This is a genomic window from Pseudoduganella sp. R-32, from assembly GCF_049913245.1.
In the GTDB taxonomy this organism is placed as follows: domain Bacteria; phylum Pseudomonadota; class Gammaproteobacteria; order Burkholderiales; family Burkholderiaceae_D; genus Rugamonas.
On the sequence record NZ_CP183987.1, the window covers coordinates 4,250,610 to 4,271,360 of the forward strand.

Consider the following 20,751-nt stretch of genomic DNA (forward strand, 5'->3'; position numbering starts at 1 on the left):
GGCCTGTCTTTTTTTGTGGTTAGAATGTAACGAAGAGTCACGAGGCAAATGTTGACACACGGAAACATGCAACCTAGAATGAACTCACTAATCATGCACCCAGAAACGGACGCCAGGATGAAATTCCCCAGCCACCGTGGCTTTACCTTGATTGAATTGATGATCACCGTCGCCATCGTCGGGATCCTCGCTTCCATCGCCCTTCCCAGCTACACCCGCTATATCGTAAAGGGTAACCGCGCCGCTGCGCAGCAGCACCTGATCGACCTGGCCCAGCGCGAGCAGCAATTCCTGGCCGATGCACGTGTCTACAAGGATTCGGTCAGCGGCCTGAACATGCAAACGCCTGCTGCCGTGTCCAAGTGGTACACGATTACCATCCAGACTGATGCCGGCCCGCCGCCAAAGTTCACCATCACGGCGACCCCTATCGCCGGCAGTCGCCAGGAATCCGACGGCGCCCTCACCATCGACCAGGCCGGCAGCAAGCTGCCGGCTGACAAGTGGTGAAGCCATGAAGCGCCAATCCGGCTTCGGCCTTCCTGAAATGCTGATGGTGGTGGTCGTGATCGGTATCCTGGCGGCGCTCGGCGCGCCTGCAATGCAGGATTTCATCGCCAACCAGCGCCTGAAGAGTACATCAAGCGACCTGTTCACCAGTATCCTGCGCGCGCGCAGCGAGGCCATCAAGCGCAACAAGGACGTGTCGATTTCCCCCTCGGCCAGCTGGAATACTGGCTGGAGCATCCCTAGCCCGAACGCCGGCGAACCGGCCCTGGCCATGTTTGTGACGCGCCCGTCGATCACCGTGTCCGGCCCCGCCGCTGGCGTGACGTTTACCGCTGCCGGCCGCGTCAAGGGGGATGCCAACCCGCAGTTCTCCCTGACGGCCTCCACCGGCAAAGCCAGCTGCATCAGGATTGACCTTGGCGGCCGCCCGAACGTGCAACCTACATCATGCTAAGACCCACCATGCCTCGCCAACACGGCGTCACTATGATTGAAGTCCTGGTCACCATTGTGATCCTGGCTTTCGGCCTGCTGGGCATTGCGGTCTTCCAGTCCAAGGCCAGCGTCGGATCGATCGAATCCTACCAGCGCGCCCAGGCGGTCATCCTGCTGGACGACATGACTGCCCGCGTGCAAGGCAACCCTCAGAACAGCGCGGCCTACGAGTCAGCCAATATCGGCACCGGCGATGCGCAGCCAGCCGATTGCAGCGGCCTCGGCGCCGGCGCCGCGCGTGATGTCTGCGAGTGGAGCAACCTGCTGAAAGGCGCGGCTGAAACCGACAGCAGTACCAAGGTCGGCGCCATGATTGGCGCACGCGGCTGCATTACCCTGCTGCAGGCAGCCGATCCCAGCGCCGGCGTTTGCAAGCCGGGCATCGTCCAGGTCGCTGTTGCCTGGCAGGGCTTGCACGCCACCCAGGCTCCATCGCTGGACTGCGGCCGCAATCAATTCGGCGACGAAAGCTATCGCCGCCTGATTGCCGCCCAGGTCCTGATTCCTCAACTTGACTGCAAATGAGGAGCCCATTCATGCAGATACATCGCCGACGCGCGCAAGGTTTTACGTTGGTTGAAATGATGGTGGCGGTCGCCGTCGGCCTCCTCCTGCTCGCCGGCTTGTCGACCCTGTTCAACAACAATAGCGCCGCGCAAATGGAAATCGAGCGCGCCAACCGCCAGGTGGAAAACGGGCGCTACGCCATGCAACTGATGACCGGCGACTTGCGCAACGCCGGCTATTACGCCGAGTACGACCCGGTGGAACTGGCGGCGCCAACCGTCCTGCCGGATCCCTGCACGCTCGACCTGACAGCCATCCGCGGTGACATCGCCTTTGCGGTGCAAGGCTACGACAACAGCAATTCGCTCGGTTGCCTGTCCGACGTCAAGGCCAATACCGACGTGGTGGTGGTGCGCCATACCCAGACCTGCGTGGTCGGCGCCGCCGATTGCGAGGACGAGGCTGCCGGTGGCCCCTTCTTCCAGGCTTCGCAATGCTCCAACGACTATGAACTCGGTTCCAGCGACAAGAACAAACACTACCAGATCTCCGAGATCAACAACGGCTTCACGCTGCACCAGTACAACTGCACGGCGGCCATCAACAGCGGTACGCCGGCCGACGTGCGGCGCCTGCTGACCCATATCTACTTCGTCGCCAACAACAGCATGGCGCGCGATGGCGTCCCCACTCTCAAGCGCGCCGAGGTGGTGAGCAAGGGCGGCGTCATGTCGGTCCAGATCGTGCCGCTGGCCGAAGGCATCGAAAACATGCAGCTCGAATATGGCCTGGACACTAGTGGCGACGGCGTCGCCGACAGCTTCACCCCGCATATCAACGATACCGAGTGGGGCAATGTGGTTTCTGTCAAGCTGCACCTGCTGGCGCGCACCCTGAGCCCGTCCGTGGGTCACACCGACCGCAAGTCCTACGTCCTCGGCGCGAACGAGAATGGCCAGCAGAACGTCATCAGCGCCGCCAACGACAAATACAAACGCCACGTTTTCACCTCACTGATTGGCCTGCCTAACGTGGCCGGAAGGAAATCCTGATGAAACACCCTGCACTCCGCCAGCAAAGCGGCATGACGATGGTCGTGGCGCTGGTCATGCTGGTGCTGCTCACCTTGCTGGCCATGACCACCTTCAACCTTGGCAAGTCCAGCATCCAGGTGGTCAACAATATGCAGAACCGCGACGAAGGCATTGCGGCCAGCCGCAGCGTGCTCGACGAGGCCATGTCCAGCACCCGCTTCTTCGACACGCCATCCGATGCACTGGACCAGCCTTGCCTGAACAGTAACCATCGCTGTTTCGACGTCAATGGCGACGGCGTGGTCGATATCGTTACCTCCCTGAGCGCGGCGCGCTGCGTCAAAGTCCGCAAAATCAAGACGTCTGAACTCGATTTGCAGAACGAAGAAGACCGGGGCTGCAGCGTCGGCTCCAGCAACGATGGCCTGATCGTCGGGGCACAAAGGGGCGATTCAATGTGTGCCGACTCGACCTGGGAAATGACGGCCACCAGCCAGGACCAGCAGGTTCAATCGGAAGTCCAGATGGTGCAAGGCGTCGCCATGCGCGTCTCTACCGACAATGTCGAAACCTCCTGTAAATAGATAACTAGCCCGCTTTTATTTGAGAGCCAGCCATGCAAAAAAAGCTAATGATCACCGCGGCCGCCAGCCTCGGTGCATGCGCCACCCTCCTGTCGTTCCCGGCTGGCGCTGACGACATCGATATTTTCACCGGGGCCTCTGCCGGCACCTCGATCAATCCACGCATCCTGATCGTGCTGGACAATACGTCCAACTGGTCGCGCCAGTCGCAGAAGTGGCCCGGCGGCCTGTCCCAGGGCCAGTCCGAGGTACGCGCCATCAAGGACGCGATTGCCACCCTGAACGACAAGGTCAACGTCGGCCTGTTTGAGTTCGTCACCGACGGCAACGCCAACGACAACGGCGGCTTCGTGCGCTTCCAAGTGCAGCCGATGACCGCGTCGGCAAAGAACCAGTTCAACAACCGGCTCAACACCATCGACGGCGCCATTACCAGCCCGATCGAAAAGCGCAACTCGGGCACGATGTACGGCAACCTGATGTACGACGTGTACAACTACCTCGGCGGCCGTCCCGGCTACTCCGCCGCGCAGGGCGTCACGCCGAGCTCGATCGCCGATCCCGCCGGCTACGTTAGCCGCTGGGTGCCGTTCAAGTCGCCGCTGACCGACGACGCCAGCTGCGCCAAGACGATCGTGATCTTCGTCACCAACCCGGACCAGAGCGGCCCGACCAAGGACGATTCCGCCAACACGACCCAGTTGCAGAGCCTGGGCGGTAGCACCAGGCAGCTCGGCCTGCCGAACTTCTCGACCCAGACCGTCGAGAGCGTCACCAATATCGGCCAGACCTCGGTCTGCTACTCGAGCCAGAGCGCCGCCGGCAATGAGCTGAACATGGCGCCGTGGCCCACCACCTGCGGCAACTACACTGACGGCTGCAGGATAGGCTCGCCCCTGAACGACGGCAGCAAGATCTGCCCGGTCGGCACCTCATCGTATGCAATCAACGGCGTCAACAGCACCGTGACCAACGTGCCGACCGGCGGCGAAACCACCGACTCCAATCCCTGGAATGCCGACGAGTGGGCGCGCTTCATGCACGACAAGGGCGTGCCGATTCCGGCCAGCACAATGAAGTCCAAGGTCACGTTCTACACGATCGACGTGTACAACGCCCAGCAAAACATCGAGCACACCAAGCTGATGCTGAGCATGGCGCGCGCCGGCGGCGGCAAATACTTCGCCGCCAAGAGCCAGCAAGCCATCCTCGATGCTTTGAACCAGATCATTGGCGAGGTGCTGGCTGTGAACTCGACGTTCGCGTCAACTTCGCTGCCAGTGAACGCCACCAACCGTTCGCAAAACCAGAACCAGGTCTTCATTGGCATGTTCCGCCCCGACCCGGATGCCAAGCCCCGCTGGTTTGGCAATCTGAAACGCTACCAGCTGGTCCTGGATGGCGCCGAGGTCAAGCTGGGCGACGCCAACGCCAACCTGGCAGTCAACGACAATACCGGCTTCATCACCGATTGCGCGCAAAGCTTCTGGACCGTCCAGAAGGGGCCGTATTGGGAGAACCTCGGGCTGAACCCGGACCCAGCGAGCGGCTGCAAGGCCTTGCCGCGCGGCGTCTCGCCCTATTCCGACGCGCCGGACGGACCATCGGTTGAAAAAGGCGCGGCGGCGCAGATGCTGCGCAACGGTAACGACCCGAGCTTCACCGGCGACCCGACCTATGCCGTCAACCGCACCTTGTACACCCGCGTCCCGGGTGGCACCTCGCTGGTGGCCTTCAACACCACCAACAGCGGCTTGCCAGCCGACGTGGTCAACTTCATCAAGGGCGCGGACGTCACGCAGGAGCGCGGCGACAACATGCCAACCACCACCACCCGCCCGTCGATCCACGGCGACGTGATCCACTCGCGCCCGCTGCCGCTGGCCTATGACGAGAACAACGTGTTCGTCTTCTACGGCGCCAACGATGGCTTCTTCCGCGCAGTCGATGCCAGCAACGGCAAGGAACGCTGGGCCTTTGTCGCCCCTGAATTCTTCAGCCGCCTGTCGCGCCTGAAAGACCAGACCCCGCTGGTGAACTACCCGAACGTGTCCGGTCCCGGCGACGTGGCTGCCGTCGGCAGCCCGAAAGACTACTTCTTCGACGGTTCCACCGGCGTGTTCCAGAACCTGCCGGTCGATGCCAACGATCCCAAGAAGATCTGGATCTACCCGACCATGCGCCGCGGTGGCCGCATGGTATACGGCCTGGACGTGACCGATATCGACAGCCCACGCCTGATGTGGTCGGTAGGTTGCCCGAACCTGACCAATGACAGCGGCTGCACCCCGGGCTTCGATGGCATCGGCCAGACCTGGTCCATCCCGGCGCTGGCCTTCGTCAAAGGCTACTCGCCCAGCAAGCCTGTGATCGTGATGGGTGGCGGCTACGACAACTGCGAAGACGCCAACACCGGCGCCCCCACCTGCGTGGCAGGCAAAGGCGGATACGTCTACATCATGGACGCGGAAACCGGCTCCCAGTTGGCCAGCTTCAGGACCAAGCGCAGCGTCGTCGGCGACGTGTCGATGGTCGACATCGACAACGACGGCATGGTTGACTACGCCTACGCGGCCGACCTTGGCGGCAATATCTACCGCATCGACTTCATCGATAGCCCCACCACCAAAGCACAGCTCACGGCCGGCAACTGGCGCATGTACCGCGTGGCCTACACCAACCAGGCCAGCAGCCCGCGCAAATTCATGTTCGGCCCGGCCCTACTGTACAACAAGGGCTTCGTCTACCTGGCCCTGGGCAGCGGCGACCGTGAGCACCCGCTGTCGTGGCAGTATCCTTACGAGTCGACCGCCAACCGCTTCTACGTGGCGCTCGACGACCTGTCCCTGCGGCCCACAACTGACGAGGCTGGGCTGAACCTTGACGCCAGCCTGACCAACAACACGGCGTCGACCAGCTGCAATTCGCCGAACGTCCTGCCGAACGGCAGCACCCGCGGCTGGTTCATGGAATTGCAGAAGGGCGAACAGGTCGTGACCTCGTCCCTGATCGCCGGCGGCACTGTCATGTTCAGTACCAACCGTCCGATTGTCGGCAACGCGGCAAGCTGCTCCACCGCCCTGGGTGAAGCACGCGGTTACGTGGTTAACCTGTTCAACGCCTCTGGCGCCATTGGTGCCGACGGCATCTGCGGCGGCAACCGCTCCTCCGTGTTTGCCGGTGGCGGCCTGCCACCTTCGCCGGTGCTGGCCCGTGGTGTGAAAGTCCGCAGGGTGGGCGAGACAGGCGACCCGGGCAGGCCTGGCACTGGCACTGAGCCTCCCCGCGTAACTGTTGGGATCGGCATCGGCGGTACAGCGGCGCCGATCCAGTCGACGCGCATCAATCCGAACATCAAATCGGTCCGCAAACGTAAATACACTTACGTCAAAGGCCAGTAGGAAACGGGGGCGCATCGGCGCCCCTTTTTCCTGACAGCCTTATCAATACAAAAAAGGGACGCCAGCAGGCGTCCCTTTTTTTCTTTGGCTGCGTGCTCAGGAGAACGACAATTCCACGCCGGAAGCAGCGGCGATTTCTTCGCGCGTTACGCCTGGGGCCAGTTCGGTCACCTTGATGCCGGTCGGCGTCACCTCCATTACGCCGAGGTCGGTGATGATCATGTCCACCACGCCCACGCCGGTCAGCGGCAGGTCGCATTTCTTCAGCAGCTTGTGCGAGGTCGAGCCATCCTTGGCGGTGGCGACGTGCTCCATCAGTACCACCACCTTCTTGACGCCCGCCACCAGGTCCATCGCGCCGCCCATGCCCTTTACCATTTTGCCGGGAATCATCCAGTTGGCCAGGTCCCCCTTTTCCGACACCTGCATCGCGCCCAGGATTGCCAGGTTGATCTTGCCGCCCCGGATCATGGCGAACGAGTCGGCGGAGCTGAAGTAAGCAGCGCCAGGCAAGGCGGTCACGGTCTGCTTGCCAGCATTGATCAGGTCCGCATCCACTTCGCTTTCGGTCGGGAAGGGGCCGATGCCCAGCAAGCCGTTTTCCGACTGCAGGAACACTTCGATATGTTGCGGCACATAATTGGCAACCAGCGTCGGCAAGCCGATGCCCAGGTTCACATAAAAGCCATCCTGCAGCTCTTTTGCCGCGCGCGCGGCCATTTCATCACGAGTCCATGCCATGTTGTCTTCTCCTTAGTTGGCACGCACGGTGCGCTGTTCAATGCGTTTTTCCGGGGTGGCGTTGAGCACGATGCGGTGCACGTAGATGCCCGGCAGGTGCACGGCATCCGGGTCGATGGCCCCGACTTCGACGATCTCTTCCACTTCCACCACGCAGACCTTGCCTGCGGCGGCGACGTTCGGGTTGAAGTTGCGCGATGTCTTGCGGAATACCAGGTTGCCGGTCTTGTCGGCCTTCCAGGCCTTGACCAGCGAAACGTCGGCCACCAGCGAACGTTCCATCACATACTGTTCGCCGTCGAATTCGCGGATCTCCTTGCCGTCGGCGACAATGGTGCCGACGCCGGTCTTGGTGAAGAATGCAGGAATGCCGGCGCCGCCGGCGCGCAGCTTTTCAGCCAGCGTGCCTTGCGGCGTGAATTCCAGTTCCAGTTCGCCGGCCAGGAACTGGCGCGCGAATTCCTTGTTCTCGCCCACGTAGGAGGAGATCATCTTCCTGATCTGGCGGGTTTCCAGCAATTGGCCCAGGCCGAAGCCGTCCACGCCGGCATTGTTGGAAATCGCGGTCAGGCCCGTAGCCCCGCTATCGCGCAGGGCGGCGATCAACGCCTCGGGAATGCCGCACAGGCCGAAACCGCCGACCGCGATGGTTTGGCCGTCGGCCACGATGCCGGCCAGGGCGGCCTTGGCATCCGGGTAAATCTTGTTCATTATGTCTCCTTGTTCAAATGGCCAGAAGGCGATTGAGGATAGAATACGCTCGCCCAAACTTCAATACCGTAGAAATACCGCAATGCCGATCAATTATGAGTCCATCTTCAAATTCGCCCCGGTAGGCATGTGCGTGTCGGACCAGCGCGTGATCAAGGCCGGCAATGACGCGCTGGCCGCCATGTTCGGCTACGGAGCGGGTGAACTGGATGGGCAATCGTTCCAGGTGCTGTACCCGACGCAGGACGAATACTTGCGCACCGGGGACCGCATCATCCCGATCATGAATGCCAAAGGGCGTTATTCGGATGAGCGCATCATGCGTCGCGCCAATGGAGAATTGTTCTGGTGCCACGTGACCGGGCGCGCATTGGAGACGGCGCAGCCGCTTGGGGCCGGGATCTGGACGTTCGAGGACGTGTCGGAGCAGCGGCCGGTGTCGGCGGCCCTCACGCCGCGTGAACGCGAAATCGCGGCGCTGCTCGTCGAAGGCAAGACCAGCAAGATGATTGCGCGCGATGCCGGCTTGTCGCCGCGGACGGTGGAGATGCATCGCGCTTCCTTGATGCGCAAGTTCGGTGCTGCTACCGCCACGGAACTGGTCCATAAACTGGCTGGGGCACGCTAGAACCGGTAAATCTGGGTCAGACCCAAGGGTCTGACCCTGTCAGCGGCACCGCCTGGAGTTACGGTTGTGCGTTGTTGATCTTTTCAAAGAGTCGAAGTCCAGGAACCAGCCTCGGGACCCTGAAACCGTCGGGGGTCTGACCCTTCGGGTCAGACCCCGGTTTACCGGTTTTCAGCCCGCCATCATGCCATCATCGGCCGAGATAATGGCACCATTGATAAAGTGCGCCTCATCGCCCGCCAACAACAGCAGCAAGCCATCCAGGTCCTCCGGCTTGCCCGCCCGCTTGCGCGGCAGCATGTCGATCAGGCGCTTGCCCTGGTCGCTGGCGAAGTAATCCTCGTTGATTTCGGTCTCGATATAGCCCGGGCAAATCGCGTTGGTGTTGATGCCATATTTGCCCCACTCCACCGCCATGGCCTTGGTCATCTGCACCACGCCCGCCTTGCTCATGCAGTAGACGCCAATCTGCGGCAACACGCGCAGCCCGGCCACCGAGGCGATATTGATGATGCGGTGCTGCTTGCGCGGATCGCCCTTGGCGCGCGCAATCATGCGCTTGGCCGTTTCCTGCGCCACGAAAAAGGCGCCGCGCAGGTTGCAATCCATGACAAAGTCATAATCTTCCGGCGACACATCGAGCAAGCGTTGCGTCATTGATACACCAGAATTGTTCACCAGGATGTCGATCGGCCCCGCTTCGGTTTCAGCGTGGGCGATGGCGGATTTGATGCTCGCATAATCGGTCACATCCAGCGTCACCACATGGGCGGCGCCGCCATCGGCTTCGATTTCTGCACGCAGTTCCTTCAGGCGTTCGATGCGGCGCGAGGCCAGTACCACCTGGCAACCTGCTTTCGCCAGCACCTTGGCAAAACGGGCGCCGAGACCGCTGGAGGCGCCTGTGATCAGGGCGATCTTGCCCTCAAAATTAACTTCGATCCCCACCGGCCACTCCTTATAATTCCGTTCCGCCATGATGACACAAAAAACCTCCTTATTAGATTGCCACGTCTAATATTAGCCCTCACAATGGCGCCACCGTTGCAATACCCGGGAAAAAAGAGCACACTCGTTCTATTTCCAGCACCGAATTTTCCATCATTCTTATAAAAACACTATGAGCAACCTTGTAGAACAGTACGGCCCGCGCGAGGCAATGGAGTACGACGTTGTGATCGTTGGCGGCGGCCCTGCTGGCCTGTCGGCAGCGATCAAGATCAAGCAGCTGAACCCGGATACCTCCGTGGTCGTGCTGGAAAAAGGCGGCGAACTCGGCGCCCATATCCTGTCCGGCGCTGTGATGGACCCAAAGGCGATCACCGAACTGATCCCCAACTGGAAAGAGCTGGGCGCTCCGCTGAACACCGCAGTCACCGAAGACCGCGTGCTGTTCCTGACCGAGACCAAGGCATACAAGACCCCGAACTTCATGCTGCCGAAGTGTTTCGAGAACCACGGCAATTACGTGATTTCGCTGGGCAATGTGGTGCGCTGGCTGGGCCAGCAAGCCGAAGCGCTGGGCGTGGAAATCTTCCCTGGCTTCACCGGCGCTGAAATCCTGTACAACGACGACGGTTCCGTCAAAGGGGTTGCGACCGGCAATATGGGTGTGAAGCGCGATGGCGAACCAGGCCCTGACTTCCAGCTCGGCATGGAGCTGCACGGCAAGTACACCCTGTTCGCCGAAGGTGCGCGTGGCCACCTGGGCAAGCAGTTGATGGCCAAGTACGACCTGAACAAGGGCAAGGACCCCCAGTCCTACGGCATCGGCATCAAGGAACTGTGGGAAATCGATCCTGCCAAGCACAAGCCGGGCCTGGTGATCCACACCACCGGCTGGCCGCTGGACACCAAGACTTACGGCGGTTCTTTCCTCTACCATCTGGAAAACAACCAGGTCGTCGTCGGCTACGTGGTCGGCCTCGATTACGAGAACCCTTACCTGTCGCCCTACGAAGAATTCCAGCGCTACAAGACCCATCCGGAAATCCGCACCTTCTTTGAAGGCGCCAAGCGCATTTCCTACGGTGCCCGCGCCATTACCGCCGGCGGCCTGCAATCGCTGCCTAAGCTGGTGTTCCCGGGCGGCGCCCTGATCGGTTGCGACGCCGGCTTCCTGAACATGAGCCGTATCAAGGGCTCGCACGCTGCAATCAAGTCGGGCATGCTGGCCGCGGAAGCAGTGGTGGCTGCGCTGGGCGCCGGCCGTTCCGCCGACGAGCTGGTAGCCTACCCGACCGCCTTCGAGCAGTCCTGGCTGCATGAAGAACTGCACGTGGCGCGTAACGTCAAGCCTTGGCTGAAGAAGGGACTGTACCTGGGCTCCCTGATGACTGGGATCGACCAGATCGTGTTCCGCGGCAAGGCGCCTTGGACCCTGCACCATTCGACGCCCGACCACGCCTGCCTGCGCCCTGCTTCGGAATTCACCCCGATCACCTATCCCAAGCCGGATGGCAAGCTGACCTTCGACCGCCTATCGTCGGTATTCATCTCGAATACCAACCACGCGGAAGACCAGCCTATCCACCTGACGCTGAAGGACAACTCGGTGCCGGTGAATGTGAACCTTGCCAAGTTTGCAGGACCCGAATCACGCTACTGCCCTGCCGGCGTATACGAATTCGTCAAGACCGACGAAGGCCAGGACCGCCTGCAGATCAATGCGCAAAATTGCGTGCATTGCAAGACTTGCGATATCAAGGACCCGACCCAGAACATCGTCTGGATCACGCCGGAAGGTGGCGGCGGACCGAACTATCCGAATATGTAAGGACAAAGGGGGCTTCGGCCCCCTTTTCCATGGTCACCCTGGCAACGGCCAAAAAAAATCAAAAAAATTTCCACTCGGCACTTAATGCTCCCGGCCCCACGGTCGTCTTGTACTTCTGAGAGCGCAGAAAAAGACCCGCTGCTCGATTTGAACCAACCACCCAGGAGTTATCATGCTGAGCCTTCACACCAACGCAGCGGCCCTGTCCGCACAAAACTCGATCACCCGCACTCAGAACACCCTGTCGACCTCGATGACCCGCCTGAGCACCGGCTTCCGCATCAACTCGGCAATGGACGACGCTGCAGGCCTGCAGATTGCAACCCGCCTGAAAGTGCAGACCAGCGGCATGAACGTCGCAATGCGCAACACCCAGAACTCCATCTCCCTGCTGCAGACCGCTGAAGGCGCGCTGGACGAAGTGACCTCGATCCTGAACCGCATGAAAGACCTGGCAACCCAGGCAGCTGACGGTTCCTCGACCGCCAACGACAAGACCGCAATGCAGAGCGAGTTCAACTCCCTGACCAGCGAACTGTCGAACATCATGACCAACACCAAGTTCGGCGGTACCGCACTGCTGACCAAGACCACCGGCAAGCTGTCGGCTGCCGCTGGTGTTGACTTCCAGATCGGTGCTGACTCCGCTGAAAAGCTGAACGCCAAGTTCGACACCAGCCTGACCGCCATCGACACCGCCCTGGAAGCCGTGTCCGCAGACTACGACGGCGCAACCGGTGCCGCAGCCGGCGGTGCCACCACCGAACTGACCGCATCCGCGAACGCCACCATCAACATCGTTGCTACCGCGATCGACAAAGTGTCGGCCCTGCGTTCCGACCTGGGTGCTGTGTCGAACCGTCTGGACCACGTCTACAACAACTTGGCCAACATCTCGACCAACACCAAGAACGCAACCGGCCGCATCATGGACGTTGACTTCGCTTCCGAATCCGCGAAGATGACCTCCTCGCAGATGCTGCTGCAAGCTGGCACCGCCATGCTGAAACAGTCGAACAGCCAGTCCTCCCTGGTCCTGTCCCTGCTGCAGTAATTCCGCAGGTGGCCTGAAAAAGCCAACCGTACGCGGTTGGCTTTTTTTATATCGCCGTATTACTATCAGTTTGTATGGCAATCGATCGCGTCACTCCTTCCAATCCAAGCCTGAGCATCCACGACCGCCAGGTCCGGGAAAATCCCGGCCAGGTCAATGCCCAGCCGATTCCGCCGGTTGCCCAGCCACCGGGCGACACGCCCGAGTTCGCGCTGCAGGGCGGCTTGCCCGCTTCCGTCGGTGCGCTGATCGAGGCGATGGAAGGTGCGCAGCATGGCCAGCTGGTCCGCAGCACCGCTGCCGCCGGCGCCACCATCGGCGCCCTGCTCTCGCAGGAAGCGTTGTCGATGCAGCCCAACCAGTTGTTCCCCTTGCGCCAGATGGTCTGGCACACCCCCGATACCTCCTTGCTGGCCGCGTCGTGGCAAGTCATGGTGCGCACCTATAGCGAACAGCGCGCCGCGTTGCAGCAGCAAAACGAAGGCCGCCATGTGCCCTCCAGCCTGTTCATGGCCGACCCGCCGCCGCCTGTGCTGCGCGACGGGCGCCCGCACCCTGGCCTGGTGTCCGAACTGGATGCCTGGCGTTTCGCGGTCTACGCCTGGGGCGCCGAGAAACTGACGCTGCGCGTCGTGGCGCGCGATCCGGGCCAGGACGAAGGGCCGCCGGAACAGCGCCGCCGCCGGCCGCGCGTGGCGCTGCGGCTGGAAATGAACTTGCCCGACATCGGCAAGGTTGTCGTGCAGATGGAGCCCTCCGAACTTGGCGTCGTGCTGGAGATCGGCGCCGCCAGCAATGAAGCCATGCAGCAGATGCGCGAGCTGTTGCCGCGCATCGCCACCATCATTGGCCAATGCGGCCTGCAGATCGTGCGCGCGCGCCTGATGCGTGAACTGACGCCGGTCAACCACCTCGAAAACGATCCTTCGCGCACGCAGGTGGCGCTGCTGACCGCCTCGCTGTTCAAGGCGATGGCGGAAGTGGCCGTGTTCCTGTCGCAACCGCGTTTGCCGGAACAAGCGCTGTCGGCCTAGTCCAGTAGCCCGGCTGGGAATAGACTTCCTTCAACTCGTCGATGAAGAAGCGTATCTTCGCCGGCAGATGCCTTTGCTGCAGGTAGACGGCCATGATGTCGTAATCGGGCAGCGCAAAATCGTCCAGCACTGTAATCAGGCTGCCCTCGGCAAGCTGGGCCTGGATCTCCCACGTTGATCGCCACGCCAGCCCCAGGCTTTCGCACGCCCAGCGGTGCAGCAGTTCGCCGTCGTTGCAGTCCAGATTCCCCTGCACCCTGACCGTGACGGGCTTGCCACCCTGCTGGAAATACCAGCCGCGCTGCTGGCCGCCCTGCAGGTTGAATGCCAGGCAGTTGTGCTGCGCCAGGTCGTCCAAGGTGCGCGGAATGCCATTGCGGGCGAAGTAGTCCGGTGTGCCGCATACAACACGGCGGTTCTTCGCCAGCCGCACTGCCACGAAACTGGGGTCGATGACGCCACCGATGCGGATGCCCAGGTCATAGCCCTCGCGCACCAGGTCGATGACCTGGTCGGTCAGGTTGAACGAGATCTGCACGTCGGGATTGGCAGCCAAAAAGGCCGGCGCGTGCGGTGCAACATGCTGGCGCCCAAATGAGGCCGGTGCGGACACAATCAGGTGGCCCGTCGCCTTGTGCCGGCCTTCCGAAATATTGCGCTCGGCGATATCCAGGCCCGAGAGAAGCTTGCGGCAATCCTCAAGGAAGACATTGCCCTGCTCCGTCAGGGTCAGGTGGCGCGTGGTGCGGTGCATCAGTTTGACGCCCAAACGCTTTTCCAGCGCATCGATCCGGCGCCCCAGCATCACCGGCGTGATGTTCTGTTCCAGCGCGGCACGCGCCAGGCTGCCCTTCTCGACCACGGCCACGAAGGCCTCGATTTGCTTCAGTTTGTCCATGGTTTTGATTATTCCATACTCAGAGTATCGAATGAAACGATTTTTTGTCGTCTTATCAGGGGAACTCATCGCCTATAGCATACAAAACATCAACAACAGACTTTGCATGCATATCAGGAGATCACCATGGCAAAAATGACGGCGGCCGAAGCGGCTGTCCACGTACTGCAGAAGGAAGGCATCTCGGTCGCATTCGGCGTACCGGGCGCCGCCATCAATCCGCTGTACGCTGCACTGAAAAAGAACGGCACGATCAAGCACATCCTGGGGCGCCACGTCGAAGGCGCATCCCATATGGCAGAAGGCTACACCCGCGCTGCCCCCGGCAATATCGGCGTCTGCATCGGCACCTCCGGTCCTGCGGGCACCGACATGATCACCGGCCTGTATTCGGCGCAAGCGGACTCGATCCCTATCCTGTGCATTACCGGCCAGGCGCCGCGCGCCCGCCTGCACAAGGAAGACTTCCAGGCCGTCGACATCTCGTCCATCGCCAAGCCGGTCACCAAGATGGCGACCACGGTGCTGGAGCCGGCCCAGGTGCCGCGCGTGTTCCAGCAAGCCTTCCACCTGATGCGCTCCGGCCGTCCGGGCCCGGTGCTGATCGACCTGCCGTTCGACGTGATGATGGCGCAGATCGAGTTCGATCCCGGGACCTACACCCCGCTGGACGCCTTCAAGCCGCGCGCCTCGCGCGCCCAGGTCGAGAAAGCGCTGCAAATGATGAGCGAGGCCGAGCACCCGCTGATCACCGCCGGCGGCGGCATCATCAACGCCAATGCGTCCGCCCTGTTGCAGGAGTTCGCGGAAATCGTCAACGTGCCGGTGATCCCCACCCTGATGGGCTGGGGCACCATCCCCGACGACCACCCGCTGATGGCGGGCATGGCCGGCCTGCAGACCAGCCACCGCTACGGCAACGCCACCGTGCTGGCATCCGACTTCATCATCGGTATCGGCAACCGCTGGGCGAACCGCCACACCGGCTCGGTCGACGTGTTCACCGAAGGCCGCACCTTCGTGCACGTGGATATCGAGCCAACCCAGATCGGCCGCGTCTTTGGCCCTGACCTGGGCATTGTGTCCGACGCCGGCTACGCGCTGGAACTGTTCGTCGAAGTAGCCAAGGAATGGAAGGCCGCCGGCAAGCTACGCGACCGCACCGGCTGGGTGGCCCAGTGCCAGCACCGCAAGCGCACCATGCTGCGCCGTACCGACTACGACAACGTGCCGGTCAAGCCGCTGCGCGTGTACGAGGAGATGAACAAGTACTTCGGCCGCAATACGCGCTATGTCTCGGCCATCGGCCTGTCGCAGATCGCTGCAGCGCAATTCCTACACGTCTACCAGCCGCGCAACTGGATCAACTGCGGCCAGGCTGGCCCGCTCGGCTGGACCATTCCTGCCGCGCTGGGCGTGCGCGCCGCCGATCCGAGCACCGACATCGTGGCGATTTCGGGCGACTACGACTTCCAGTTCCTGATCGAAGAGCTGGCAGTGGGCGCGCAGTTCAAGCTGCCTTACATCCACGTGCTGGTGAATAACTCGTACCTGGGCCTGATCCGCCAGTCGCAGCGCGGCTTCGACATGGACTTCTGCGTGCAGCTGTCCTTCGAGAACGTGAACGCACCGGAACTGAACGGCTACGGCGTCGACCACGTGGCCGTGGTGGAAGGCCTGGGCTGCAAGGCGATCCGCGTGCACAAGCCGGACGACATCATCCCTGCCTTCGAACAAGCCCGCGAGCTGATGGCCAAGTACAGCGTGCCGGTGGTGGTGGAAGTGATCCTTGAGCGCGTGACCAATATCGCGATGGGCACCGAGATCAACGCCATCAATGAATTCAACGACATCATCGACGCTGCATAAGAGGAAAGCAAATGCCTAAATTCGCTGCCAACCTGACCATGCTGTTCAACGAGCAGCCTTTCCTGGAACGCTTCGGCGCCGCCGCGCGCAACGGCTTCACGGGCGTGGAATTCCTGTTTCCGTATGAATTCGAACCGCAGCAAGTGCACGAGCAACTGGAAGAGCACAAGCTGGAAATGGTGCTGCACAATCTCCCGGCCGGCAACTGGGCCGGCGGTGAGCGCGGCATCGCCTGCCACCCGAACCGCATCGGCGAATTCGAGCAGGGCGTGGAAACCGCCCTCGCCTACGCCAGCGTGCTGGGCACCCAGCGCATCAATTGCCTGGTCGGCATCAAGCCGCAAGGCGTGGCCGATGCCGATGCCCGTGCCGTCCTGGTGAGCAACCTGAAGTTCGCGGCTGCCGCGTTGAAGAAGGCCGGCATTCCGCTGCTGATCGAACCGATCAACACCTTCGATATTCCTGGCTTCTTCCTGTCGGGAACGCGCCAGGGCCTGGACCTGATTGAATCGGTCGGCTCGGACAACCTGTTCCTGCAGTACGACATCTACCACATGCAGCGCATGGAAGGCGAACTGGCCAACACGATCAAGAACCACCTGTCGGTGATCAGGCATGTCCAGCTGGCCGACAATCCGGGCCGCTTCGAACCGGGCACCGGCGAAATCAATTACCGCTACCTGCTCAACTTCCTGGACGAAATCGGCTACGACGGCTGGGTGGGCTGCGAATACAAACCAAAAGCGGGCACGGAAGCGGGCCTCGGCTGGCGCGCTGAACTGGCCGCGTAAACCAAAGGAGAAAGCAAAATGCAAAAACTCGGATTCATCGGTCTCGGCATCATGGGCGGCCCAATGGCCGGTCACCTGCAAGCGGCAGGCCACAAACTGTACCTGCACGATGTGAAGAACCCGCCGGCCAACCTGGTCGAAGGCGGCGCCACCGTCTGCACCTCCGCGATGGAAGTTGCCAAGCGCGCCGACATCATCTTCCTGATGGTGCCCGACACCCCGCAGGTGGAAGAAGTCCTGTTCTCGGAAGACGGCATCGCAGCCGGCCTTTCCGCCGGCAAGATCGTGGTCGACATGAGTTCCATCTCGCCGATCGCCACCAAGGAATTCGCCAAGAAGATCAACAAAAAGAGCTGCGCCTACCTGGACGCTCCGGTGTCCGGCGGCGAAGTGGGCGCCAAGGCGGCTTCGCTGACCATCATGGTCGGCGGACCGCAGGAAGCCTTCGACACCGTCAAGCCGCTGTTCGAACTGATGGGCAAGAACATCACCTTAATCGGCGGCAACGGCGACGGCCAGACCACCAAGGTGGCCAACCAGATCATCGTGGCGCTGAACATCCAGGCCGTGGCCGAAGCGCTTCTGTTCGCATCCAAGGCCGGTGCCGATCCAGCGAAGGTGCGTGAAGCGCTGATGGGCGGCTTCGCATCCTCGCGCATCCTGGAGGTGCATGGCGAGCGCATGGTGAAGCGCACCTTCAACCCGGGCTTCCGCATTGCCCTGCACCAGAAGGACCTGAACCTGGCCCTGCAGGGCGCCAAGGCGCTGGGCGTGTCGTTGCCAAACACCTCGGCCACGCAGGAACTGATGAACGCCTGCGCCGCCAACGGCTTGTCCGGCCTCGACCACTCCGCGCTGTGCCAGGCAATTGAACTGATGTCCAACCACCGCATCGCGCAGGCTTGATATGACGTCCATCCCAGCCCCACGCGAGCTCCTGCTCGACCTGTATAACGCCGCCATTGGCGCGGTCCATCCTCGCAACCTGGTGCGGGATTACCTGCCGCAGCCCCCTGCGAACGGCCGGACACTGGTGATCGGCGCAGGCAAAGGTGCCGCTGCCATGGCGCAAGCCGTGGAGCAGCATTGGCAAGGTCCCTTGTCGGGGCTGGTGGTGACCCGTTACGGCCACGGCGCCGAGACGCGGCAGATCGAAGTGGTCGAAGCTTCGCATCCCGTGCCCGACGATGCGGGCCAGAAGGCCGCGGCGCGCATGCTGGAGATGGTGCAGGGCCTGTCCGAAAACGACCTGGTACTGTGCCTGATCTCCGGCGGCGGATCGGCCCTTCTTGCATTGCCGGCGGAAGGTATTTCGCTGGCCGAAAAGCAGGCCCTGAACAAGGCGCTGCTGAAGAGCGGCGCCACCATCGGTGAGATGAATTGCGTGCGCAAGCACCTTTCCGCCATCAAGGGCGGCCGCCTGGCGCTGGCCTGCGGCAAGGCCCGCGTTGTCACGCTGCTGATCTCAGACGTGCCGGGCGATGATCCGCGCGTGATCGCAAGTGGTCCGACCCTGCCGGATGCCACCAGCAGTTCCGAAGCACTGGCCATCCTGTGCAAGTACCGGATCGAGATCCCGAAAAGCGTGCTGATACACCTGCAATCGGATGCCAGCGAAACACCCAAGCCCGGCGACGCTCGCTTCGAAGGCCACAGCCACCACGTTATCGCAACCGCCCAGCATGCGCTGGAAGCCGCTGCCGCGAAGGCGCGCGAAGCCGGCCTCACGCCGTACATCCTGTCAGACGGGATCGAAGGCGAAGCACGCGACATAGGCCTGATGCACGCGGCGATGGCTCGCCAGGTGGTGGCGCGCAGCCAACCATTTCAGCGCCCATGCGTCATCCTGTCCGGTGGCGAGACCACCGTCACAGTGCGCGGCAACGGACGCGGCGGCCGCAACGTGGAATTCCTGCTCAGCTTCGCGCTGGCCATGGAAGGCGCCAAAGGCGTGCATGCGATTGCCTGCGACACCGACGGCATCGACGGCTCGGAAGACAATGCCGGCGCTGTCTACGCCCCGGATTCGCTGGCCCGCGCCGAGGCGAAAGGCGTGAGCGGCAAGCACCTTCTGGCCAACAACGACGCCTACAGCTTCTTCAGCGCGCTGGACGACCTGGTGGTCAGCGGACCGACACGCACCAACGTGAACGACTTCCGCGCCATCCTGATTCTTTGATTTACTGAGAGTAGAGAGAGACACCCATATGCGTCGCGAACGCAAAGCAAAAATCGTAGCAACCCTCGGCCCCGCAAGCAGCGAATACGCCACCATCAAGGCGCTGTTCGAGGCGGGCGCCGACGTCTTCCGCTTCAATTTCAGCCACGGCAGCCACACCGACCACCAGGCCCGCCACGGCATCGTGCGTACAATCGAAAAAGAACTGGGCCGACCGATCGCCATCCTGGCCGACCTGCAAGGGCCTAAGCTGCGCATTGGCCAGTTCGAAGGGGGCAAGGTCACGCTGAACGCCGGCGCCGAATTCCAGCTGGACCAGGCGCCCGCTCCGGGCAGCGCATCGCGCGTTCGCCTGCCGCACCCCGAGCTTTTCGCAGCCGTCAGCGCCGGCCAATCCCTGCTGCTGGACGATGGCCGCATCCGCCTCGAAGTCTTGGCCAGCGACACCGACACCATACGCACCCGCGTAGTGACGGGCGGCGTGCTATCGGACCGCAAGGGCGTGAACGTGCCGGATGCCGTGCTGCCTATCCCTGCGCTGACCGCCAAGGATAAAGCCGACCTCGAATTCGCATTGGGGCTGGGCGTGGACTGGATCGCCCTGTCCTTCGTCCAGCTGCCGGAAGATGTGGTGCAGACCAAGGAACTGGTTCAGGGGCGCGCCGGCGTGCTGTCCAAGCTGGAAAAGCCTGCCGCCCTGGACCGGCTGGAAGAAATTGTCAGTGTGTCGGATGCGATCATGGTGGCGCGCGGCGACCTCGGTGTCGAGCTGCCCCCTGAGCGCGTGCCGGGTGTACAGAAACGCATCGTGCGCCTGTGCCGCAAGCACGGCAAGCCGGTGGTCGTCGCCACCCAGATGCTGGAATCCATGGTCAGCGCACCGGTGCCAACCCGCGCCGAAGCCTCCGATGTCGCCAACGCCGTGTATGAAGGCGCCGATGCCGTGATGCTATCCGCCGAATCGGCCAGCGGCGCATACCCTGTGCAGGCAGTATCGATCATGGACCGCATCATCTCCGAGGTCGAGCGCGACCCGCTGTATCCCGCCGTGATCGAGGCCCAGCACCAGGCGCCACTACCAAACAAAGGTGACGCCATCAGCGCCGCAATGCGCGACGCCGCGCGGATCATGGGCGCGAAAGCCATGGTGGCCTACACCACTTCGGGTCACAGCAGCCTGCGCACCGCGCGCGAACGCCCGATGGCGCCGATAGTCAGCATCACACCCAAGCCGGAAACCGCGCGCCGCCTGGCACTCGCCTGGGGCGTGCACAGCACCGTAAGCCAGGACGTGAACAGCGTCGATGAAATGGTTGCAGCCGCATGCCGCACCGCACTGCGGGAAGGATTCGTAAAGGCAGGCGACCAGATCGCCATCGCTGCCGGCACCCCATTCGGCCAACCCGGTAGCACCAACCTCCTGCGTCTGGCGGAGATTTGGCCGCAATAGACAGCAACGTACAGACTTTCTCTTTTAACGCCGGTCCTCCAACCGGCGTCTTTTTATTTGTGGCGTATGAAAAACGGGTCAAACCCTTG

At 62.1% G+C, this 20,751-nt stretch carries 19 protein-coding genes; 15 read left to right on the forward strand and 4 right to left on the reverse strand.

The annotated features are described in order from the left end of the window. The first annotated feature begins 117 nt into the window (after positions 1-117). Genes ACN9MU_RS19250 through ACN9MU_RS19275 form a run of 6 tightly spaced genes read left to right on the forward strand, consistent with a single transcriptional unit; the run spans position 118 to position 6,531 of the window. Positions 118-510: a type IV pilin protein gene (locus tag ACN9MU_RS19250; RefSeq protein ID WP_426318275.1), complete on the forward strand. Its 393-nt coding sequence runs from the start codon at positions 118-120 to the stop codon at positions 508-510. Between the two features lie 4 nt (positions 511-514). Further along, complete coding sequence (locus ACN9MU_RS19255; protein ID WP_426318276.1) at positions 515-964, forward strand: GspH/FimT family pseudopilin; 450 nt, start codon at positions 515-517, stop codon at positions 962-964. Between the two features lie 8 nt (positions 965-972). Beyond that, the gene (locus ACN9MU_RS19260) at positions 973-1,530 is read left to right on the forward strand and encodes a type IV pilus modification PilV family protein (RefSeq protein WP_426318277.1); all 558 of its coding nucleotides are present in this window, start codon (positions 973-975) and stop codon (positions 1,528-1,530) included. Positions 1,531-1,541: 11 nt separating this feature from the next. Then, on the forward strand, positions 1,542-2,564 hold the full coding sequence (locus ACN9MU_RS19265) for a PilW family protein (RefSeq protein ID WP_426335939.1): 1,023 nt from the start codon (positions 1,542-1,544) through the stop codon (positions 2,562-2,564). Then, positions 2,564-3,130 (forward strand): hypothetical protein, encoded by a 567-nt coding sequence (locus ACN9MU_RS19270; protein WP_426318278.1) that lies wholly within the window; start codon positions 2,564-2,566, stop codon positions 3,128-3,130. The genes ACN9MU_RS19265 and ACN9MU_RS19270 overlap by 1 nt, the downstream gene beginning before the upstream one ends. Before the next feature lie 32 nt (positions 3,131-3,162). Further along, entirely contained in the window at positions 3,163-6,531 is a 3,369-nt protein-coding gene (locus tag ACN9MU_RS19275; protein WP_426343301.1) for a pilus assembly protein, read from the forward strand. Positions 6,532-6,627: 96 nt separating this feature from the next. Here the strand turns inward: ACN9MU_RS19275 and ACN9MU_RS19280 are convergent, their stop codons facing one another. Both ACN9MU_RS19280 and ACN9MU_RS19285 read right to left on the reverse strand, forming a co-directional pair. Continuing rightward, positions 6,628-7,272 carry a CoA transferase subunit B gene (locus tag ACN9MU_RS19280; RefSeq protein WP_426162007.1) on the reverse strand — a complete coding sequence of 215 codons (645 nt, stop codon included), beginning with the start codon at positions 7,270-7,272 and terminating at the stop codon, positions 6,628-6,630. A gap of 12 nt (positions 7,273-7,284) precedes the next feature. Then, a complete protein-coding gene (locus ACN9MU_RS19285) occupies positions 7,285-7,983 on the reverse strand; it encodes a CoA transferase subunit A (RefSeq protein WP_426162008.1) in 699 nt (232 codons plus the stop codon). A gap of 82 nt (positions 7,984-8,065) precedes the next feature. Here ACN9MU_RS19285 and ACN9MU_RS19290 point away from each other — a divergent pair, with 82 nt between their 5' ends. Then, positions 8,066-8,611 (forward strand): LuxR C-terminal-related transcriptional regulator, encoded by a 546-nt coding sequence (locus ACN9MU_RS19290; protein WP_426162009.1) that lies wholly within the window; start codon positions 8,066-8,068, stop codon positions 8,609-8,611. Positions 8,612-8,782: 171 nt separating this feature from the next. Here the strand turns inward: ACN9MU_RS19290 and ACN9MU_RS19295 are convergent, their stop codons facing one another. Further along, entirely contained in the window at positions 8,783-9,589 is an 807-nt protein-coding gene (locus ACN9MU_RS19295; protein WP_426343302.1) for an SDR family oxidoreductase, read from the reverse strand. Positions 9,590-9,770: 181 nt separating this feature from the next. On the opposite strand from ACN9MU_RS19295, the gene ACN9MU_RS19300 reads away from it, so the two are divergent. From ACN9MU_RS19300 to ACN9MU_RS19310, 3 genes are all read left to right on the forward strand, one after another. Next, a complete protein-coding gene (locus ACN9MU_RS19300; protein ID WP_426323789.1) occupies positions 9,771-11,387 on the forward strand; it encodes an electron transfer flavoprotein-ubiquinone oxidoreductase in 1,617 nt (538 codons plus the stop codon). A gap of 172 nt (positions 11,388-11,559) precedes the next feature. Continuing rightward, positions 11,560-12,441: a flagellin gene (locus tag ACN9MU_RS19305; RefSeq protein WP_426162010.1), complete on the forward strand. Its 882-nt coding sequence runs from the start codon at positions 11,560-11,562 to the stop codon at positions 12,439-12,441. A 74-nt stretch (positions 12,442-12,515) separates the two neighbouring features. Further along, complete coding sequence (locus tag ACN9MU_RS19310) at positions 12,516-13,475, forward strand: hypothetical protein (RefSeq protein WP_426318282.1); 960 nt, start codon at positions 12,516-12,518, stop codon at positions 13,473-13,475. Here the strand turns inward: ACN9MU_RS19310 and ACN9MU_RS19315 are convergent. Further along, positions 13,405-14,373 carry a LysR family transcriptional regulator gene (locus ACN9MU_RS19315; RefSeq protein ID WP_426162012.1) on the reverse strand — a complete coding sequence of 323 codons (969 nt, stop codon included), beginning with the start codon at positions 14,371-14,373 and terminating at the stop codon, positions 13,405-13,407. The genes ACN9MU_RS19310 and ACN9MU_RS19315 overlap by 71 nt on opposite strands. A 126-nt stretch (positions 14,374-14,499) precedes the next feature. On the opposite strand from ACN9MU_RS19315, the gene gcl reads away from it, so the two are divergent. Genes gcl through pyk form a run of 5 tightly spaced genes read left to right on the forward strand, consistent with a single transcriptional unit; the run spans position 14,500 to position 20,662 of the window. Further along, complete coding sequence (gcl, locus tag ACN9MU_RS19320; protein ID WP_426343303.1) at positions 14,500-16,242, forward strand: glyoxylate carboligase; 1,743 nt, start codon at positions 14,500-14,502, stop codon at positions 16,240-16,242. 11 nt (positions 16,243-16,253) lie between these two features. Further along, positions 16,254-17,033 (forward strand): hydroxypyruvate isomerase, encoded by a 780-nt coding sequence (hyi, locus tag ACN9MU_RS19325; RefSeq protein ID WP_426162015.1) that lies wholly within the window; start codon positions 16,254-16,256, stop codon positions 17,031-17,033. A gap of 18 nt (positions 17,034-17,051) precedes the next feature. Continuing rightward, positions 17,052-17,939, forward strand: coding sequence for a 2-hydroxy-3-oxopropionate reductase (glxR, locus tag ACN9MU_RS19330; RefSeq protein ID WP_426318284.1), 888 nt, complete (start codon positions 17,052-17,054; stop codon positions 17,937-17,939). Position 17,940: 1 nt separating this feature from the next. Continuing rightward, positions 17,941-19,212, forward strand: coding sequence for a glycerate kinase type-2 family protein (locus tag ACN9MU_RS19335; RefSeq protein ID WP_426343304.1), 1,272 nt, complete (start codon positions 17,941-17,943; stop codon positions 19,210-19,212). Positions 19,213-19,240: 28 nt separating this feature from the next. Further along, the gene (gene pyk, locus ACN9MU_RS19340) at positions 19,241-20,662 is read left to right on the forward strand and encodes a pyruvate kinase (protein WP_426343305.1); all 1,422 of its coding nucleotides are present in this window, start codon (positions 19,241-19,243) and stop codon (positions 20,660-20,662) included. Positions 20,663-20,751: the final 89 nt, after the last annotated feature.

Coding starts and splice junctions, on each gene's coding strand:
- ACN9MU_RS19250 (WP_426318275.1), top strand. CDS start 118: ATGAAATTCCCCAGCCACCGTGGCTTTACCTTGATTGAATTGATGATC.
- ACN9MU_RS19255 (WP_426318276.1), top strand. CDS start 515: ATGAAGCGCCAATCCGGCTTCGGCCTTCCTGAAATGCTGATGGTGGTG.
- ACN9MU_RS19260 (WP_426318277.1), top strand. CDS start 973: ATGCCTCGCCAACACGGCGTCACTATGATTGAAGTCCTGGTCACCATT.
- ACN9MU_RS19265 (WP_426335939.1), top strand. CDS start 1,542: ATGCAGATACATCGCCGACGCGCGCAAGGTTTTACGTTGGTTGAAATG.
- ACN9MU_RS19270 (WP_426318278.1), top strand. CDS start 2,564: ATGAAACACCCTGCACTCCGCCAGCAAAGCGGCATGACGATGGTCGTG.
- ACN9MU_RS19275 (WP_426343301.1), top strand. CDS start 3,163: ATGCAAAAAAAGCTAATGATCACCGCGGCCGCCAGCCTCGGTGCATGC.
- ACN9MU_RS19280 (WP_426162007.1), bottom strand. CDS start 7,272: ATGGCATGGACTCGTGATGAAATGGCCGCGCGCGCGGCAAAAGAGCTG.
- ACN9MU_RS19285 (WP_426162008.1), bottom strand. CDS start 7,983: ATGAACAAGATTTACCCGGATGCCAAGGCCGCCCTGGCCGGCATCGTG.
- ACN9MU_RS19290 (WP_426162009.1), top strand. CDS start 8,066: ATGCCGATCAATTATGAGTCCATCTTCAAATTCGCCCCGGTAGGCATG.
- ACN9MU_RS19295 (WP_426343302.1), bottom strand. CDS start 9,589: ATGGCGGAACGGAATTATAAGGAGTGGCCGGTGGGGATCGAAGTTAAT.
- ACN9MU_RS19300 (WP_426323789.1), top strand. CDS start 9,771: ATGGAGTACGACGTTGTGATCGTTGGCGGCGGCCCTGCTGGCCTGTCG.
- ACN9MU_RS19305 (WP_426162010.1), top strand. CDS start 11,560: ATGCTGAGCCTTCACACCAACGCAGCGGCCCTGTCCGCACAAAACTCG.
- ACN9MU_RS19310 (WP_426318282.1), top strand. CDS start 12,516: ATGGCAATCGATCGCGTCACTCCTTCCAATCCAAGCCTGAGCATCCAC.
- ACN9MU_RS19315 (WP_426162012.1), bottom strand. CDS start 14,373: ATGGACAAACTGAAGCAAATCGAGGCCTTCGTGGCCGTGGTCGAGAAG.
- gcl (WP_426343303.1), top strand. CDS start 14,500: ATGGCAAAAATGACGGCGGCCGAAGCGGCTGTCCACGTACTGCAGAAG.
- hyi (WP_426162015.1), top strand. CDS start 16,254: ATGCCTAAATTCGCTGCCAACCTGACCATGCTGTTCAACGAGCAGCCT.
- glxR (WP_426318284.1), top strand. CDS start 17,052: ATGCAAAAACTCGGATTCATCGGTCTCGGCATCATGGGCGGCCCAATG.
- ACN9MU_RS19335 (WP_426343304.1), top strand. CDS start 17,941: ATGACGTCCATCCCAGCCCCACGCGAGCTCCTGCTCGACCTGTATAAC.
- pyk (WP_426343305.1), top strand. CDS start 19,241: ATGCGTCGCGAACGCAAAGCAAAAATCGTAGCAACCCTCGGCCCCGCA.